This is a genomic window from Massilia sp. 01N417 (assembly GCF_056399645.1).
In genome coordinates, this window is the sequence record NZ_JBFTRS010000004.1 from 101,344 (window position 1) to 118,889 (window position 17,546).

Here is a 17,546-nt window from a genome sequence, read left to right on the forward strand (position 1 = left end):
GAAGGAAGTGGCTCATGCCGTTGGGCATGATAGCGCGAATTGTCCATCCGACAAATATCCTTAGTGCAGCATGCACATCCTCCCTCGTCAGTTCCACTCAGGCGGTGCGCTGTTCGTCGCGCGCCAGCGTGCGTGCATGCCATTGCCGGCTGAGGTCCTGGGCGTCCTCGATTTCGCGGGGCGAGAGGCGGCGGGCGACAATGGCCTTGTTGGCGCTGGCCGCCGGGTCGCCGGCATCGGCCGCCAGCAGCATCCACATATAGGACCGCACGCTGTCGCGCGGCACGCCGCGGCCGCTGTTGTACATGCCGCCCAGGTTGTACTGGGCCAGCGCGTGGCCCTGCTCGGCGGCCAGGGCGTACCAGCGCACGGCTTCGGCATCGTCCTGTCCGACGCCTTGCCCGGTGGCGTACATGACGCCGAGATTGTTCTGGGCGCTGGCATCGCCCTGTTCGGCGGCGCGCCGGTACCATTCGACCGCCAGCACCTCGTCGCGGTGAACGCCCTGGCCGTTCGCATACATCACGCCGAGCGTGAACTGGGCGTTCGCGGCGCCCTGCCCGGCGGCCAGGCGGTACCAGTAGACGGCCTGGCGGACGTCGGCCGCTACGCCGCGGCCGTGCGCGTACATATTGCCGAGGTTGTACTGGGCCAGGACATGGCCCTGCTTGGCGGCGCGGATGGTCAGGACCAGCGCCTCGGCCTGGTCGCAGGGGCCGCCGCGGCCGCCGGCCAGCAGCAGGGCCAGGCTGAACTGGGCTTCGGCATCGCCCTGGATGGCGGCGCAGTGCAGCCAGGACCGGGCCGCCTTGGCGTCGCGCGCCACGCCCACGCCTTCGAGGTAGCACAGGCCCAGCAAGCGCTGGGCGGCAGCATCGCCGCGCCCGGCCGCACGCCGGAACCAGTAGACGGCTTCGGCATCGTTGGGGGCCATGCCCTGGCCGCGCCGCAGCATCATGCCCAAAGCCACTTCGGCCGGCGCATACCCGGCCAGGGCGGCCTTGCGCAGCCAGGCCGCGGCCAGCGGGTAGTTGACGGCCGTGCCTTCGCCGCGCAGATAGCATTCGCCGAGCAGGTGCTGGGCGCTGGGCAGGTTCTGGGCTGCTGCGCGCTGGTACCACACCAGCGCCAGCTCCAGGCTGCGCGCCACGCCGCGGCCGCGGCGCATCATGTCGCCGAGGTTCTGCTGGGCCGAGGGATCGCCCTGCTCCGCCGCCAGAGCGAACCAGCCGACCGCCTGGGCGTCCGACTGCGGCGCCCCGCGGCCCTGGTAGACCATCGAGCCGAAATGGTTCTGGGCAAAGGCCAGGCCGCGCTCCGCCGCCCGGCGCAGCCATTCGGCGGCGCGGACATCGTCGCGGCTTACGCCGTCGCCGTTCTTGTAGATCAGCCCAAGGTTGAATTGCGCATAGGGGTCGCCGCGCTCGGCCGCGCGGGCGAACCAGGCCAGCACGGAATTCTCCGGTGAGACGTCAGACTGCTGCATGCTCGCTCCAGGAAAAATCGGACAGAAAAGCCTCGGCACCGCCTCATGGCAGTGCCGCAAGAATTGCCAAAAGTTTAACTAGGAGGAATCCGACGGGCTTGATCTGGCACAGATGGGCGACCGTTCGACGCGGAAAAAAAGTCCGGGAAAATCGGCGACTAGGCGGAGCCAGCGCAACTGTTGCGGAAATCACGCCGACCGGATGAGGCAGCCGTTGTGATGAGACAAACTGTTGGGTTCGCGCACAGGCTAGCGCGCGGCCCCGTCAAAGCTCAGCGTTCCCTCTTGCGCGCCGCAGCATAATCGCCGATATAGCCATGCACCCTGGCTGCCGAGAGGCGATTGATTTCGACCAGCAATTCCGGCGCCACCGGCGCCAGGCCGTAGGATTCGCCCAGGCGGCGGCCGATGTGCAGCAGCAGACGGGCCGCCACTTCGGCGTCGGCCTCGGCGCGGTGGGCGGTGCCGCGGAAGGCGATGCCGAGGGAACGCGCCAGTTCGCCGAGCTTGTAGCTGGACATGCCCGGAAGCACCCGCCGCGACAGCTTGACCGAGCACACCAGCCCGGCATGGCGGCAGGCGTGGCCCAGGCGCGCGCCTTCGGCCTTGAGGAATTTCTCGTCGAAGCTGGCGTTGTGGGCCGCCAGCGTGTCGCCGCCGATGAACTCGATCAGTTCCGGCACCACGTCTTCGGCAAGCGGCGCCGTGTCGACCATCTGCTGGGTGATGCCGGTGAGCGAGGTGATGAAGGGCGGAATCCGCACCCCGCAGTTCACCAGCGATACGTAGCGGTCGACGATCTCGCCGCCGGCGATGCGCAGCGCGGCAACCTCGGTGATGCGGTCGCCGGACTCCGGCGACAGGCCGGTGGTCTCGAAGTCGAGCATGACGATCGGGCGTTCAAACATGGTGGGCTTTCAGAGTTGGGCTTTCACTTAGCCAAATTTACGGGCGGCATCGATGGCCAGGCCTGCGCCGATGCTGCCGAACAGGTCGCCCTCGACGCGGCGCGCCTGGGGCACGATGGCCGCAATCCGTTCTCGCAGGGCCGCGACCCCGCTCGAGCCGCCGGTAAAGAACACGGTGTCGACCTGGTCCGCCGCCACCCCGGCCTCGCCCAGCAGGCGCTGCACGGTGGCGCCGACCTGGTCGACGAGGCCCGCGATGGCCGCCTCGAACACCGCGCGCTCCACCTGCAGGCGCTCGGGCGGCGACAGGCGGTCCAGGTCCAGCTCGACCAGCGGCGTGGCCGACAGGCCGATCTTGGCATCTTCGACGCGCATCGCCAGCCAGTGGCCGGCACGCTCGTCGATCAGATGGCGCAGCCGGCCCAGCTTGGCCGGTTCGGCAGCGTCGCGCGCCAGGTCGTCGAGCTGGGCGATGCTCTTGCGGGTATAGGCCTGGTTGATCGTGTGCCAGGTCGCCAGGTTGAAATAATAACTGGACGGCACCGGTGCACCCGAAACCAGGGCGCTGCCGTAGCCCAGCAGCGGCATCACCGAAGCCAGGCTCAGGTATTTATCGAAGTCGGTGCCGCCGATGTGCACGCCGCCGGTGGCGAGGATGTCGTCGCGGCGCTCGATCCGGCCGGCGCGCTCCGGGCCGAGGCGCACCAGCGAAAAGTCCGAGGTACCGCCGCCGATGTCGGCGATCAGCACCAGTTCTTCCTTCTCGATGCGCGATTCGTAGTCGAAGGCGGCGGCGATCGGTTCGTACTGGAAGCCGATCTCACGGAAACCGGCCGCGCGCGCAATCTCGGCCAGGGTGTCCTCGGCCAGGCGGTCGGCCTGCGGATCGTCGTCGACGAAGTACACCGGGCGGCCGAACACGGCGCTGGTGAATTCGCGCCCCGCCTGCTGCTGGGCGCGGCGGCGCAGTTCGCCGATGAAATGGGACAGTAGTTGACGGAACGGCAAGGCGCGCCCGGCAACTTCGGTCTGGCCATCCATCAGGCTGGTGCCGAGCAGGCTTTTCAGCGAGCGCATCAGGCGGCCCTCGTAGCCTTCCAGGTAGTCGGCCAGGGCGGCGCGGCCGTAGCGCACCTGTTCGTCGTCGGCATTGAAGAACACGACCGACGGCAGGGTCGGCTTGCCGTCCTCGAGGGCCAGCAGGCTGGGATGGCCGGGGCGGACCCAGCCGACGGTGGAATTGGAGGTGCCGAAATCGACGCCGCAAGCGTTCGCCATGGAAGCCTATCTGGAAGAGGAGCAAGAGAAGGGGCGAGATGTTACCAGAACTCGGCCGGGGCCGGCGAGTCTCCCGCCGCGGCGGAAGTTCCGGAAGCCGCAATCGGGCGCCGGATGTATCAAGCCGGCCACACACCGCAATCGTGCGCACCGGCCGCTGGCCGTATAGTGTATTGACCGCTCCCGCCCCGTCACGGAGAACGCTATGGGCACCACGGCAGGCAGCCCCGACTTTGCACATGGAGAAAACCATGCGCACGTCCATCCGCACGGCTGGCGGCGCTGGCTGTACGCCACCAATCACAAGGACATCGGCACGCTCTACCTGTGGTTCTCGGCGGTGATGCTGATGGAAGGCGGTTTGCTGGCCATGCTGATCCGGCTGGAATTGTTCCAGCCCGGCCTGCAATTCTTCCGGCCCGAGCTCTACAACCAGTTCGTCTCCCTGCATGGCCTGATCATGGTGTTCGGCGCGATCATGCCGGCCTTCGTCGGCTTCGCCAACTGGATGGTGCCGCTGCAGATCGGCGCCGCCGACATGGCTTTCGCGCGCATGAACAATTTCTCGTTCTGGCTGCTGCCACCGGCCGCCCTGCTGCTGACCGCTTCCTTCTTCGTGCCGGGCGGCGCCACCGGCTCCGGCTGGACCATGTACCCGCCGCTGTCGCTGCAGATGGGCATGGGGATGGACCTGACCATCTTCGCGATCCACATCATGGGCGTGTCGTCGATCATGGGCTCGATCAACATCATCACCACCATCCTCAACATGCGCGCGCCCGGCATGACCCTGATGAAGCTGCCGATGTTCTGCTGGACCTGGCTGATCACCGCCTACCTGCTGATCGCCGTGATGCCGGTGCTGGCCACGGCCGTCACCATGCTGCTCACCGACCGCCATTTCGGCACCACCTTCTTCATCGCGGCCGGCGGCGGCGATCCGGTGATGTTCCAGCACGTGTTCTGGTTCTTCGGCCACCCCGAGGTCTACATCATGATCCTGCCCGGCTTCGGGATCATCTCGCAGGTCATTCCGGCCTTTTCGCGCAAGCCCCTGTTCGGCTATGCCTCGATGGTCTACGCCACGGCGGCGATCGCCATCATCTCCTTCATCGTCTGGGCCCACCACATGTTCACCACCGGCATGCCGGTCACGGCCCAGCTCTTCTTCATGTACGCCACCATGCTGGTCGCGATTCCGACCGGGGTGAAGGTGTTCAACTGGGTCGCCACCATGTGGAAGGGCTCGCTCACCTTCGAGCCGGCGATGCTGTTCGCGGTCGGCTTCCTGTGGGTATTCACCATCGGCGGCTTTTCCGGGCTGATCCTGTCGATCGCGCCGATCGACATCCAGGTCCAGGACACCTATTACGTGGTCGGCCATTTCCATTACGTACTGGTCGCCGGATCGCTGTTCTGCATGTTCTCCGGCTATTATTACTGGGTGCCGAAGTGGACGGGGCATATGGTCAACGAGTGGCGCGCCAAGTTCCACTTCTGGAATTCGCTGATCTGGGTGAACCTGACCTTTTTCCCGATGCACTTCCTGGGCCTGGCCGGTATGCCGCGCCGCTATGCGGACTATCCCGTGCAGTTCACCGACTTCCACATGATTACGTCGGTCGGTGCCTGGCTGTTCGGCCTGTCCCAGGTGTACTGGCTGCTCTTCATCGCCATCCCGAACATCCGCGGCGGGCCGCCGGCGCCGGCCAAGCCCTGGGACGGCGCCGAAGGGCTGGAGTGGACGGTGCCCAGCCCGGCGCCCTTCCACACCTTCGAGACCCCGCCGATGGTGAAATGAATGTGGTTCGAGTGGACACTGCAGCGCAATTGCTCGATGACGCCCCGCCAGGTGGCGCGCGCCTATGCGGTGCTGTGCAGCATCTCGCTGGCCGTCGCCCTCGCCTTTTTCCTGCGCGGGGTCTGGATCGTGCTGGCCTTCTCGCTGCTCGAACTGGCCTGCGTGGGCCTGGCCCTGGTCCTGTATGCCCGCCACGCCCTCGACCGCGAACGCATCTCCCTGTCCACCAGCTGCCTGCTGATCGAATGCGTGCAGGCGAATGTACGCAGCCAGGCGCGCCTCGATCCGCTCTGGACCCGGGTCCTGCCGCCCGCCGAGCCGCCGCCCGCCGGCGCCCGGCGCCCCCTGATCACCCTGGAGTCGCGCGGCGTACGGATCGAAGTGGGCCGCTTCGTCAATGAAGCCAAGCGCCGCCAGGTCGCCCGCGAACTGCGCCAGGCCCTGCGCCAGGTTTCCGCCCTGCACTGACCCCTGCACTGAGCCCTTCCCATCCCTCTTCACCAATCCTTGTCAGCGGGCTCTTACATTCACACGGCCCCGGCACCGATGTTTCAATTTCTACATCATTTGCATAATGTGCACATTCGAATGCCGCGCTGAAGCCTAGCGCGGCATTGCAACATTTTGGAGAAGAAGAATGTCCGTAAGCCAAGGAAGCCATGCCATCGTCGTCCACGGCGGCGCCGGCGGCAAGCCCGAGTACAAGGATGGCTGCGAGCGCGCCGCCCTGCGCGCCGTCGAAGAGCTCGGCATCAGCGGCGACGCACTCGAAGCCGCCATCGCCGCCGTCACCGTCCTCGAGGACGACGGCCGTTTCAACGCCGGCCGCGGCTCGGTGCTGTGCCTGGACGGCGAGACCGTCGAGATGGACGCCTCGGTGATGGATACCCGCGGCCGCCTGGGCGCGGTGGCCTGCGTGCGCGGCATCGAGAACCCGGTGCTGCTGGCGCGCGCGGTGGCCGATACCCCGCACTGGTTCCTCGCCGGCGACGGCGCCGACCGCTTCGCCGCCGCCATCCGCCACCCGGTCTGGCACCAGATCTCCGAACACCAGCGCGAGCAGCACCGCAAGGTGCGCGAAGCGCTGGCCGGATCGGCCCCGGCCATGCCCGGCGTCGACAACCAGGCCTTCCTGCGCTTCTGGAACTACCGCAGCGCGCCGGACCTGCCGGCGGGCGCGGCCTGCGACACGGTGGGTGCCGTGGTGCGCGCAGCGGACGGCCATTTCGGCGTGGCCGCCTCTACCGGCGGCTCGGCCCCCTCCCTGCTGGGCCGGGTGGGCGACACTCCCATTATCGGCAGCGGCTTCTACGCCGGCCCGCATGGGGCGGTGGCCGCCACCGGCGTCGGCGAATACATCGTGCGCCACCTGCTGGCGCACCGCGTCTACACCTGGATCGAGGACGGCATGCCGCTCGAACAGGCACTCAGGCGCGGCATCGAGCTGTTCGACAAGGACGTCGACGTCGGCCTCATCGCGGTCAGCCGCACCGAAGCCGGCGCCTTCAGCAACCGCGACATGCCGCAGGCGCGGATCGGCAACTGAGCATCATGGATTGAAAAGCACCGACCACATGACACCACGAGAACAAACCCAGGAACAAGAGGATCAGCAGCGCCAGGTGCGCGAAAGCCACGGCCACCTGGTCATCATCGGCGGCCATGAAGACCGCAAGCGCGACAAGGAAATCCTGTGCCGCTTCGTCGACCTCGCCGGCGGCAAGAATGCGAAGATCGTCGTGATCTCGGCCGCCAGCACGGTCGCCGACGAGATGTGGGAGATCTACGACCAGGCCTTCGGCGAACTGGGCGTCACGAACCGCGTACACCTGCACCTGCGGAACCGCCAGTGCGCCAACGACCCTGAACACATCGAGGACATCCGCGACGCCACCGGCATCTTCATGACCGGCGGCGACCAGAAGCGACTGCTGGCCATCATCGGCGGCACCGCCCTCGACACCGCAATGCACGCCGCCCTCAAGCTGCGCGGCGCCTGCATCGGCGGCACCAGCGCCGGCGCCTCCGCGATGTCCGGCCACATGCTGGCCCAGGGGCGCGCCGAACTGCATCCCGAGAAAGGCTCGGTGAGCCTGGGTGCAGGCCTGGGCTTCCTGCACAAGGTCGTCATCGACCAGCATTTCTCGGAGCGCCAGCGTCTCTCGCGCCTGCTGTCGGTGGTGGCCCAGAATCCGTACTTGCAGGGCATCGGCATCGACGAGGACACCGCCCTGGTCATCGAACGCGGGGTCGGCATCGAGGTGCTGGGCGAAGGCGCGGTGACCATCGTCGACGGCCGCAACATGAGCACCAACATCGCCGAGATCTCCGACCGCGAAACCCCCGAACTGATCGACGTACGCCTGCACCTGCTCCCGGCCGGCAGCAAGTACTGCCTGCCGGAGGCGGACGAATCCTGCGAACCGCACCGGATCCCGGCCCCGCTGCTCGAGTTTTTAGAAAACGTAACGAAACGGAATCCGCTCTCATGAGAATCATCGAACAACGCTTCCTGCGCGGCCCCAACCTGTACGCCGCCGCGCCCTGCCTGATGGCCGTCGTCGACACCGGCGAAGATGGCGCGCATTCCCATATCGCCGGCCTCGGCGCCCGCCTGCTGGCCCTGCTGCCCGGGATCTGTCCGGAAGCCGCGGTCCGCCTGTCCGACTGCGCTTCGCCCGCCGAAGCCCTGGAACCGGTGACGATGGAGCTGCAGCGCCTGGCCGGCGCCGCCTCCGATTTCAGCGCCAGCATGCCCATTCCCGCACAAGCGGAACGGCTGCGGGTGGTCTGCGGCTATGCCATCGAACAGGTAGCCGGGGCCGCCCTGCGCACTGCCCGTGAGCTGATCCGGGCCCTCGCCGCGCACGAGGACGTCGACCTCGGCGCCGCATTGAAGGAACTGCAGGAGATCGCGCAGGACCATGCGATCGGCACCAGCACCGGTGCCGTCATCGATGCCGCCCGCAAGCGCGGCATCCCGAGCCTTCGCCTGACCGAGCAGGCGAACCTGTTCCAGCTGGGCTGGGGCAGCAAGCAGAAGCGCCTGCAGGCGACCATCACCGGCGCCACCAACAACATCGCGGTCGGCATCGCCAGCGACAAGCAGCTCACCAAGACCTTGCTCGACCAGGCCGGCTGCCCGGTCCCGGCCGGCGACACCGTCACCAGCCTGGCCGAGGCCCAGCGCGTCGCCCACAGGCTGTGCAGGAACGGCGGCAGCGTCACCGTGAAACCGCTCGACGCCAACCAGGGCAAGGGCGTGACCACGGCCTGCGCGACACCGGAAGAGGTCGAGCGCGCCTTCGCGTTCGCGCGCAAGCATGGCCGCCGCGTGATCGTCGAGGAATTCCTGCGCGGGCGCGACTACCGCGTGCTGGTCACCGGCAGCAGGATCGCGGCCGCGTCCTGGCGCCGCCCGCCGCACGTGACCGGCGACGGCGTGCATTCCATCCGGGAGCTGGTCGAGACCGAGAACCGCAACCCCGCGCGCGGCGACGGTCACACCAACATCCTGACCAGGATCCCGCTCGACGAGATCGCCCTCCAGATATTGGCGAGGCAGGGCTATGATCTCGATTCGGTGCCGGCGGAAGACGCTTGCGTCGAACTGCGCGGCAACGCGAATCTCTCCACCGGCGGCACCGCCGAGGACGTGACCGACCTGCTGCCGGAAGAGACCCGCGACATCTGCATCCGCGCCGCCCGCACCATCGGCCTGGACGTCGCCGGCATCGACATCGTGTGCGAGGATATTTCGCAGCCGCTGCGCGAGCAGCGCGGCGGCATCATCGAGGTGAACGCGGCGCCGGGCATCCGCATGCACCAGTACCCGAGCCGCGGTACCCCGCGCGACGCCGGCGCCGCCATCGTCGAGGCCCTGTTCGGCGAGGACGACGGCCGCATCCCCGTGGTGGCCGTCACCGGCACCAACGGCAAGACCACGACCACCCTGCTGATCGCCCACGCCGTCCGCATGGCCGGCCTGCGCGCCGGGGTCGCCACCACCGAGGGCGTATTCGTCGACGGCCAGCGCATCGTCAAGGGCGACTGCACCGGCTACCGCTCGGCGCGCAGCATCCTGAGTTCGCCGGACGTCGACTTCGCGGTGCTGGAGACGGCGCGCGGCGGCATCCTCAAGCGCGGCCTGGCCTACGACCGCTGCGACGTGTCGGTGGTGCTGAACGTGTCGGCCGACCACCTGGGCATGGACGGCGTCGACTCGGTCGAGGAGCTGGCCAGGGTCAAGGCCGTGGTGGCCCAGCGCGCCTCGCGTGCGGTGGTGCTGAACGCCGAGGACGACCATTGCGTGGCGATGGCGGCGACCCTGGCGGAGGGCGTCGAACCGCTCTACTTCTCGCTGGACGCCGACAACCCGCACCTGCTGCGCCACCTGGACAACGGCGGCCGCGCGGTCTACCTGGAAGACAATACGATCGTGCTGGCCAACGGCGCCCGCCACGAAGCGATTGCCGACGTGCGCCAGATGCCGGTGACCTTGCAGGGCGCGGCCCGCTATAACATCGCCAACAGCCTCGCCGCCACCGCGGCGCTGGCGGCCTGCGGCTTCGGCAACCAGGAAATCGCCGACGGCCTGCGCAGCTTCGTGTCCGACTGGAAGCACAACCCGCTGCGCTCGAACCTGTTCGACGTCGACGGCGTGACCGTGATCTTCGATTACGCCCACAACACGGCCGCCTATGCGGCCCTGGCCGAGACCGCGCGCGCGATGACGCCGGGCCGCCTGGTCGGCGTGGTGGCCGCGCCGGGCGACCGCCGCGATGCCGACCTGGTCGACATCGGCATCACCTGCGCCGCCGGCTTCGACGAGCTGGTGGTCTACGAGACCGAGAACCGCGGCCGCGCCGCCGGCACCGTGGCGGCCCGGCTGGTCGAAGGCATCCGCCTGGCGAAGTTCGAGGAAGACCATCTGCGCGTGGAGCTGGATGTGCACGAAGCGATCCGTGCCGGGCTGGCGCGCTGCGAGAAGGGCGATGTGCTGGTGTTCGGCTGCGGCTCGGACATCAGCGAGTTGCTGGAGGCGATACGCCCGACGTCGCCGGAGGCGGCCAGGCGGATCGAGACCGAGGCGGCCTGAGGCCGCCCTGCATGCCGGCTAGCGAGTGGGACCCGTGTACACGCCATTGCGGAAATGGCAGTCGGACGATGGGCCCCAGAGCTGGTCGATGTGGATGTACTGCATCCCCATCATCGTCTGCACGCCGATCATGGGTTTCTTGATGTCGAAGACGAGACCGCAATTGGTCCTGGTACCGATTGCAATCGTCTTGCGCATCTCGACCGCCTCGGCCAGCAGCTTCGCCTGCAGTTCCTGTTGGCGCCGCGCCCGCTCCTGCTGCTCCTGCTCCTGCTGCTGCTTGCGCGCTTCGTAAGCCGTTTTCTGGTCGGCCGCCTGCGCCTTTTCGAGCGCCAGGTACTTTGCGCTACCGCTCGAGCATTGTTCGAACTTCGCCGCGAGCGCAGCCTGGTCGGTATCGAAGCTCGTGGTCCAGCCTTTTCCCAACTGGTTGAAACCCAGGTAGACCCTGACGTCGTTCGACGGTCTGCCGTAGGCGAATACCTTTGACAGGTTCGCATATGGCCACTTGCTGCGGTCCATGCGGGTTTCGTCATAGCTGCAGTCCGCCTCCTGGTAGGAACTGAAACTGACCCACTGCTGGGGCATCACTTTCAAATTGCCGTCCTCTGCCATGCCGCAGGCCAGGACGTAGCGGTTGTCGAAATTGACGGTCTCGAACTTCGTACCATCCCGCAGCTTGACCATCTCGGTGAAATAGGGATCCTTGTCGGTACCGCTGCGGCCGATGCTCTCGACGCTGGCGATCTTCGTCAGATTGACGTAATAGACGTCGATGGTCGCCTTGCTCTTGAAGAGACCCGGCCTGCCGGTCAATGCATTGACCCGGTAGCACAGGTTTTTCATGTCGACGCCGTCCTTGACTCCCGGCAGGATCGCCCGCGAGAACTCGAACTGGGTAAAGTTCGGTCCCCGCATGTTGTCACCGAAGTAGAATTCCCGGTAGCTTTCGGACGCGTCGTAGTATTTCAGGTGGTTGTCGAACCTGATGTCCCAGTCGGTTGCCGTCGCGGCAGTCGAGCAGCCGGCGACGAAGATGAACAGGATGTGCGAACGTTTGAGTTTCTGGAGCATATAATTTTGAGTGAGCTGAAATGTTTCCTGATTGCATCATATCATGCAATTTAGATACGCTCCAGCTCCCCGATACGCTCACCCCACCTGCCCCGCAATCCGCTCCGCACTCTCCGGATCCATCTCCCGGATCGCATCCACGAACACCTGCAGCGAGGACCCGCAGGCAAACACCAGTACGTCCCCGCGCCCGCACAGCGACATGCCCAGCCGGATCGCCGCTCCCACTTCCAGCTCGCGGTGCAGGGTATCGGTCTTGCCGACCACCTGTTCCGCGCCCTGCATGATCAGGTCGACGGCGCCGCCGTAGTCGCGGCCGCGGCTGGACGATTCGTAGACCACCAGTTCGTCGAAACGTCCCGCGCAGACGCGCCCGACTTCGAGCAGGTCGGCGTCGCGGCGGTCGCCCGGGGCGGTGACGATGCCGACCAGCTGGCCGGGCAGCAGCGAGCGCGCCATTTCCGCCAGCGCGGCATAGGCGGCCGGGTTATGGGCGTAGTCGACGATCACGGTCACGCCGCGCAGTTCGAACACATTGGTGCGCAGCGGGTTGGTCTTGCCGTCGCTGACGAAGGTGGAAAGGCCGGTGGCGATCTGCAGGTTGCTGAAACCGGCGGCCATCAGCGCCGCGCTGGCCGCCAGGGCGTTGGCGATGTTGTAGCGCGCACGGCCGCCCATCGAGATCGGCATGCTTTCGACCCGCAGCAGTTCCTGGTGCACGTTGCCGTCGGCGAGGACGACGGCGTTGTCCTGCAGGTAGGCGGCGCGGCCGCCCTCTTCCAGGTGGCGCAGCAGCACCGGGTCTTCGGGATTCATGGCGAAATAGACCAGCTCCACGTCAGGCCGCACGCGGCGCGCCATCGCCACGCACAATGGGTCCTCGGCGTTCAGCACGGCGGCGCGGGTGGCGGACAGCGGCACCACGGCCTTCACCTGGGCCAGGTCTTCGATGCTGTCGACGCCGTCCAGGCCAAGGTGGTCGGGCGAGACGTTCAGGCAGATGCCGACGTCGCAGTGGTCGAAGGCCAGGCCGCGCTTGAGGATGCCGCCGCGGGCCGTCTCCAGCACCGCGATCTCGACTTCCGGCGCGGCCAGTACGGTGCGCGCCGACCAGTAGCCGGTGCAGTCGCCCTTGGTGATCTGCTTGCCGTCGATGTAGACGCCGTGGGTCGTGGTGGCGCCGGTCACGCGGCCGGCCAGGCGCGTGGTGTGGGCGATCAGCAAGGTGGTGGTGGTCTTGCCGTTGGTGCCGGTGCAGGCGATGATCGGGATGCGGCCGTCCGAATTGCCCATCAGGCCCTCGACGATGGCGTCGCCGGCGTCGCGCGGCTCGCCGCTGCTCGGGTACTGGTGCATGCGGATGCCCGGCGCGGCGTTCACTTCGATCACGGCGCCGCCCTGGGCCGCCAGCGGCTGGCTGATGTCGCGGCAGACGATGTCGATCCCGGCCACGTCCAGGCCGATTTTGCCGGCGGCGCGCACGCAGATCTGGCGCGTCGATTCCGGCAGCAGCTCGGTCACGTCCTCGGCGGTGCCGCCGGTCGACAGGTTGGCGTTCCCGCGCAGCTCGACCGTCAAACCCTCGGCCGGGACCGCGTCCGGCGCCTGGCCCTGTTTGCGCAGGACGTCCTCGGCATGGGCGTCGAGTGCGATCCGGGTCAGGATGTTCGTATGCCCCGCGCCGCGCGCCGGGTTGCGGTTCTCGATCTCGACCAGCTCGCGGATGGTATGCCGGCCATCGCCCACCACATGGGCCGGACGGCGGCAGGAAGCGGCGGCAACCCGGCCGGCGGCCACGAACACGCGGTAGTCGCGGCCCTGGATGCTGCGCTCGACGATGATCCGGCGCCCGAACCTGCGGGCGAAGGCGTAGGCCTGCTCGACTTCTTCGGGCGTGCGGCAGTCGACCGTCACGCCCTTGCCCTGGTTGGCGTCGAGCGGCTTGACGGTGACCGGCACCGCCAGCTTGCGGGCCACGCGCAGGGCGTCGTCGATGGTGTCGACGGTTTCGCCTTCCGGCACCGGTATCCCGGCTTCCGCCAGGAGCTGCTTGGTGAGCTGCTTGTCGCTGGCGATGCGCACCGCGATATTGCTGGTGTCGCCGGTGATGGTGGCCTGGATGCGCTTCTGCCTGACGCCCCAGCCGAGCTGGAACAGATTGGCGTCCTCGGTGATGCGCTGGACCGGGATGCCGCGCTCGCGGGCAGCCGCCAGCACGGCGGCGGTACTAGTGCCGATCGCGTAATGCTCGGCCAGCTCGCGCAGCTCCTCCAGGCGCGCCGCCAGGTCGCCGAAGCCATGGCCGTGAGCCAGCGCGTCGACGATCTCCACCGCCAGCTGGAAGGCCGGCTGCGCCACCTTCTCGATCTGGTAGGCGCACACCACGCGGTACTGGCCGGGCGTGCCGGCCACCGGACGGGTGCGGCCGAAGCTGGCCGGCGCGCCGGCAAGGCATTGCAGGCCGAGGGTCACGTGTTCGACCACGCGCGCCAGGTAGGTTCCCTCGCGCAGGCGCTGGGCGAAGCCGCCGGGCTGGCCGATCGGCACCAGGTGCTCGGCCAGCGAAGGCAGCAGGTTCAACAGGGCTTCGTTGAACTGCGGGATGTCGCGCGTGGAGACGCCGTACAGGTCGCCGAGGTCCAGCACCGACAGCAGACAGGGAGTGTCCGCATGGATGTTCGGGCCACGCAGGAATCGTTGTTCGAGAATTTGCACGTCTAAGTCCTTGGTCCTTGTAAGGCTGATCGCACAGCGGCGCGGAAGAGAGCCATCCCTTCCGCGCCGTTGGGTCCTGCTTCCTTCCCGCCTGGCCGCTATGCGTCCAGCAGTTGCGAGTACATGCGGGTCGCCATCAGGCCGATGGCCGTATGATGCACGGACGGCGACATCAGGCGCGCCAGCATGGCCATCGCTTCCGGCTTGCCGGCGGCGCCGGCGACGCTCTCTTCCAGCTGGCGCAACTCGGCATCGCCCTGCAGGGCGCCGGCCGCATGACGGCGGATCAGGCCGCGCTCCGGATAGCCGCTCTTGCCGGCGTGCTGGGTCAGGGTGTCCAGGGTGCGCTGGCGCGCGCGGTGGCTTAGCACCCGCGTGGTGCGCTGCGACGCCTCGGCATCGCGCGGGGTCTGGATCCAGTCGCGCAGCACCTGTTGTTCGTAGCTGGTGAAGACGCCGAACATCTCGGCGCGCTCGCCCTGGATCAGGCGCCAGAAGCGGCTGTTCTCGACGTCCTCGCCGCGCTTGATCCAGCCGGCGCTCTCCAGCGCCCCCAGGAAGGCCGGGATCTGCTTCGGCTCCCCGAGCCAGTCGTTGATCGAACGGCCGGCGACGCGGCAGTAATCGGAATGCATGTTGCGGCCGACCGCGGCCTTGGCCGTGAAGATCTCGACCAGTTCCGCTTCCAGGTCGAAGGCGGCAATCACCGAGGTGGTGCAGGCACCGAGTTCGTTGAGCCGATAACCGTCCAGCACGCGGCGGAAGAAATCGGCCGGATCGCCCGACTGCGCCATCAGCTTGCGCAGCGCCTGCACGGCCTTGTGCGCATGGCCGCTGCCGGCGTTGTCGACGGTGACGTGCAGGGTGAAGTAATACGGGTCGATGCCCAGTTCGTTCAGCTCGTAGGACGTGATCAGCAGGTGCAGCGGCAGCTGCTCGTAGCCGAGGTTGTAGCCTACGACCTCGGGCAGGAAGCGGTCGGCGTTGTAGGCCAGCGCCAGCTGGATCGCGCCCTGCACGAAATGGTTCTCCGGCAGGCCTTCCCAGTGCTCGCAGCCGTGGGCCGCCAGCAGGCGGCGGTACAGGGTCACGTGGTTCTTGTCCGGCACGCCGTCGCCCAGCTCCTCGAGATAGGTCTTGATGAGGGGATGGAAATCCGGGTTTTCCCAGCGCGGCAGGGTGCCGTACAGCCAGGCGCCGTCGACCAGCTTGGTCGGGGCGACGCCCTTCAGGAAGTACAGCGCATGCGATTTGCTGCCGAAATAGCGGCGCGGCGCACCGTTCTTGCGGGCGCTCAGGTATTCGCGATAGGCGATGCCCACCGTTTCGGCGCGGCCCTGGATCCAGCCGGGCAGCTCCCACAAGGCTTCCGGCAGGTCGCAGGGTTCCAGGCGCGCGGCCTCGATCTGGGCCTGCAGGTAGTCGCGCGACCTGGCGGCGGCGACCTCCGGGTTGTCCAGCAGGGAGAAATACAGGGCTTTCGAGCTTGCGAGAGCCTGGCCTGCACGCGCTCGCGGCGCGGTGGTCAGCTCAGGCAACTCCATAGCGTAGGTGGTAGTCATAGACAATCTATTGGTAAATGTTCTACCAAGATTATCCGTAGCGCCCGGCGCGCACGTAATCGGTTGCCGGCTTACCTGAGTGTCGGACAGGGATTACAAAAATTTCACGAATTTCCAGAAGGAACTTCGAAAAACGATCGGGGCGCCGCGGCAACAGCCGGGGCGCCCCGATCGGGCAACACCAAAGAATGACGCTTACCGGGTCACGCCATGCAGCAGCGAACGGCTGCGTGCGTAGCCGAAGTAGACCAGCAGGCCGATCGCCAGCCAGATCCCGAAGGCGATCCAGGTGATGAGGCTCAGGAAGCTCATCAGCGCCAGGCAGAAGATCACGGCGATCGCCGGGATCACCGGCACGCCCGGGCAGCGGAAGGCGCGCTTCAGGTCCGGACGCTTCTTGCGCAGTACGATCACGGCCACCGACACCAGGCAGAAGGCGGCCAGGGTACCGATGTTGACCAGCTCGGCCAGCACGTTCAGCGGCACGAAGGCGGCGATCAGGCCGAACAGGATGCCGACGACCCAGGTGGCGAAGAACGGGGTGCCGAATTTCGGGTGCACGGTCGACAGCTTGGCCGGCAGCAGGCCGTCGCGCGACATCGCGTAGACGATGCGGGTCTGGCCGAAGGCCATCACCAGGATCACGGTGGTCATGCCGAGGATGGCGCCGAGGTCGACGAAGCCGGCGAACCAGTTTTCGCCGGCGTGCTGCAGGGCCAGCGAGACCGGGTGGTCGATGCCTTCGAACAGCTTGAACGGCACGATGCCGGTCATGATGGCCGACACGATCACGTACAGGATGGTGCAGATGGCCAGCGAACCGATGATGCCGATCGGCAGGTCGCGGGTCGGATTCCTGACTTCCTCGGCGGCCGAGGTCACGGCGTCGAAGCCGATGAAGGCGAAGAAGACGACGGCGGCGGCGCTCATCACACCCGACACGCCGAAGGGCATGAAGGGATGCCAGTTGGCCGGGGTCACGTGCTTGAAGCCCACCAGGATGAACAGCAGCACGACCGAGATCTTGATCACGACCATCACGTTGTTGACGCGGGCCGACTCACGCACGCCCCACGACAGCATGGCGGTCAGGACCAGCATGATCAGCAGCGCCGGCAGGTTCATCACCGTGCTGACGCCGGGCAGCGCGCCCGGTGCCGCCGACAAGGCCTTCGGAATCTCGAGGCCGAAGCCGCCGATCAGGGACTGGAAATAGCCCGACCAGCCGACCGACACCGCGGAGGTCGCGAGGCCGTATTCCAGCAGCAAGTCCCAACCGATCATCCAGGCCACCAGTTCACCCAGCACCACATAGCTATAGGTATAGATCGAACCGGCCACCGGCACCGTCGATGCGAACTCGGCATAGCAGAGGGCGGCGAAACCGCAGGCGATGGCCGAGACGACGAAGGACAGCGTCAGCGCCGGACCGGCGGTCAGGGCGCCGGTGCCGGTCAGCACGAAGATACCGGTACCGACGATCGCCCCGATACCCATCAGGATCAGGTCGAAGGGGCCCAGCACCTTCTTCAGTCCGCTGGGCTTGCCCGCGGCGGCGACCATGTGGTCGAGATTCTTGGTTCTAAAAAGACTCACTGCATTCTCCAATCGATAGTAGATAGTC

12 protein-coding genes are annotated in these 17,546 nt (G+C 67.1%); 5 read left to right on the forward strand and 7 right to left on the reverse strand.

Annotated elements, in window-relative coordinates; genetic code table 11:
* Positions 1-97: 97 nt before the first annotated feature.
* The 3 genes from AC1DOQ_RS05870 to AC1DOQ_RS05880 all read right to left on the reverse strand — a co-directional run bounded on the left by AC1DOQ_RS05870 (position 98) and on the right by AC1DOQ_RS05880 (position 3,672).
* Positions 98-1,486 carry a tetratricopeptide repeat protein gene (locus tag AC1DOQ_RS05870; protein ID WP_477361150.1) on the reverse strand — a complete coding sequence of 463 codons (1,389 nt, stop codon included), beginning with the start codon at positions 1,484-1,486 and terminating at the stop codon, positions 98-100.
* A 272-nt stretch (positions 1,487-1,758) separates the two neighbouring features.
* Entirely contained in the window at positions 1,759-2,394 is a 636-nt protein-coding gene (locus AC1DOQ_RS05875; protein ID WP_477361152.1) for a 3'-5' exonuclease, read from the reverse strand.
* Positions 2,395-2,421: 27 nt separating this feature from the next.
* Positions 2,422-3,672: an Hsp70 family protein gene (locus tag AC1DOQ_RS05880; RefSeq protein ID WP_477361154.1), complete on the reverse strand. Its 1,251-nt coding sequence runs from the start codon at positions 3,670-3,672 to the stop codon at positions 2,422-2,424.
* Positions 3,673-3,877: 205 nt separating this feature from the next.
* Between AC1DOQ_RS05880 and ctaD the strand changes: the two genes are divergently transcribed.
* The 5 genes from ctaD to cphA (AC1DOQ_RS05905) all read left to right on the forward strand — a co-directional run bounded on the left by ctaD (position 3,878) and on the right by cphA (AC1DOQ_RS05905) (position 10,571).
* Positions 3,878-5,473 (forward strand): cytochrome c oxidase subunit I, encoded by a 1,596-nt coding sequence (ctaD, locus tag AC1DOQ_RS05885; protein WP_477361156.1) that lies wholly within the window; start codon positions 3,878-3,880, stop codon positions 5,471-5,473.
* 36 nt (positions 5,474-5,509) lie between these two features.
* A complete protein-coding gene (locus tag AC1DOQ_RS05890; protein ID WP_477361158.1) occupies positions 5,510-5,941 on the forward strand; it encodes a DUF2244 domain-containing protein in 432 nt (143 codons plus the stop codon).
* 169 nt (positions 5,942-6,110) lie between these two features.
* Positions 6,111-7,019: an isoaspartyl peptidase/L-asparaginase gene (locus tag AC1DOQ_RS05895; protein WP_477361160.1), complete on the forward strand. Its 909-nt coding sequence runs from the start codon at positions 6,111-6,113 to the stop codon at positions 7,017-7,019.
* A gap of 28 nt (positions 7,020-7,047) precedes the next feature.
* The gene (locus AC1DOQ_RS05900; protein WP_477361162.1) at positions 7,048-7,965 is read left to right on the forward strand and encodes a cyanophycinase; all 918 of its coding nucleotides are present in this window, start codon (positions 7,048-7,050) and stop codon (positions 7,963-7,965) included.
* Complete coding sequence (gene cphA / locus AC1DOQ_RS05905) at positions 7,962-10,571, forward strand: cyanophycin synthetase (RefSeq protein ID WP_477361164.1); 2,610 nt, start codon at positions 7,962-7,964, stop codon at positions 10,569-10,571. Before AC1DOQ_RS05900 ends, cphA (AC1DOQ_RS05905) begins: the two co-directional genes overlap by 4 nt.
* Positions 10,572-10,589: 18 nt before the next feature.
* Here cphA (AC1DOQ_RS05905) and AC1DOQ_RS05910 read toward each other — a convergent pair whose 3' ends face one another.
* The 4 genes from AC1DOQ_RS05910 to AC1DOQ_RS05925 form a co-directional block, all read right to left on the reverse strand.
* Positions 10,590-11,645 carry a hypothetical protein gene (locus AC1DOQ_RS05910; RefSeq protein WP_477361166.1) on the reverse strand — a complete coding sequence of 352 codons (1,056 nt, stop codon included), beginning with the start codon at positions 11,643-11,645 and terminating at the stop codon, positions 10,590-10,592.
* 78 nt (positions 11,646-11,723) lie between these two features.
* On the reverse strand, positions 11,724-14,360 hold the full coding sequence (gene cphA / locus AC1DOQ_RS05915) for a cyanophycin synthetase (RefSeq protein WP_477361168.1): 2,637 nt from the start codon (positions 14,358-14,360) through the stop codon (positions 11,724-11,726).
* Positions 14,361-14,458: 98 nt separating this feature from the next.
* Entirely contained in the window at positions 14,459-15,922 is a 1,464-nt protein-coding gene (locus AC1DOQ_RS05920) for an iron-containing redox enzyme family protein (protein WP_477361170.1), read from the reverse strand.
* A gap of 195 nt (positions 15,923-16,117) precedes the next feature.
* The gene (locus AC1DOQ_RS05925; protein ID WP_477361172.1) at positions 16,118-17,518 is read right to left on the reverse strand and encodes an amino acid permease; all 1,401 of its coding nucleotides are present in this window, start codon (positions 17,516-17,518) and stop codon (positions 16,118-16,120) included.
* Positions 17,519-17,546: the final 28 nt, after the last annotated feature.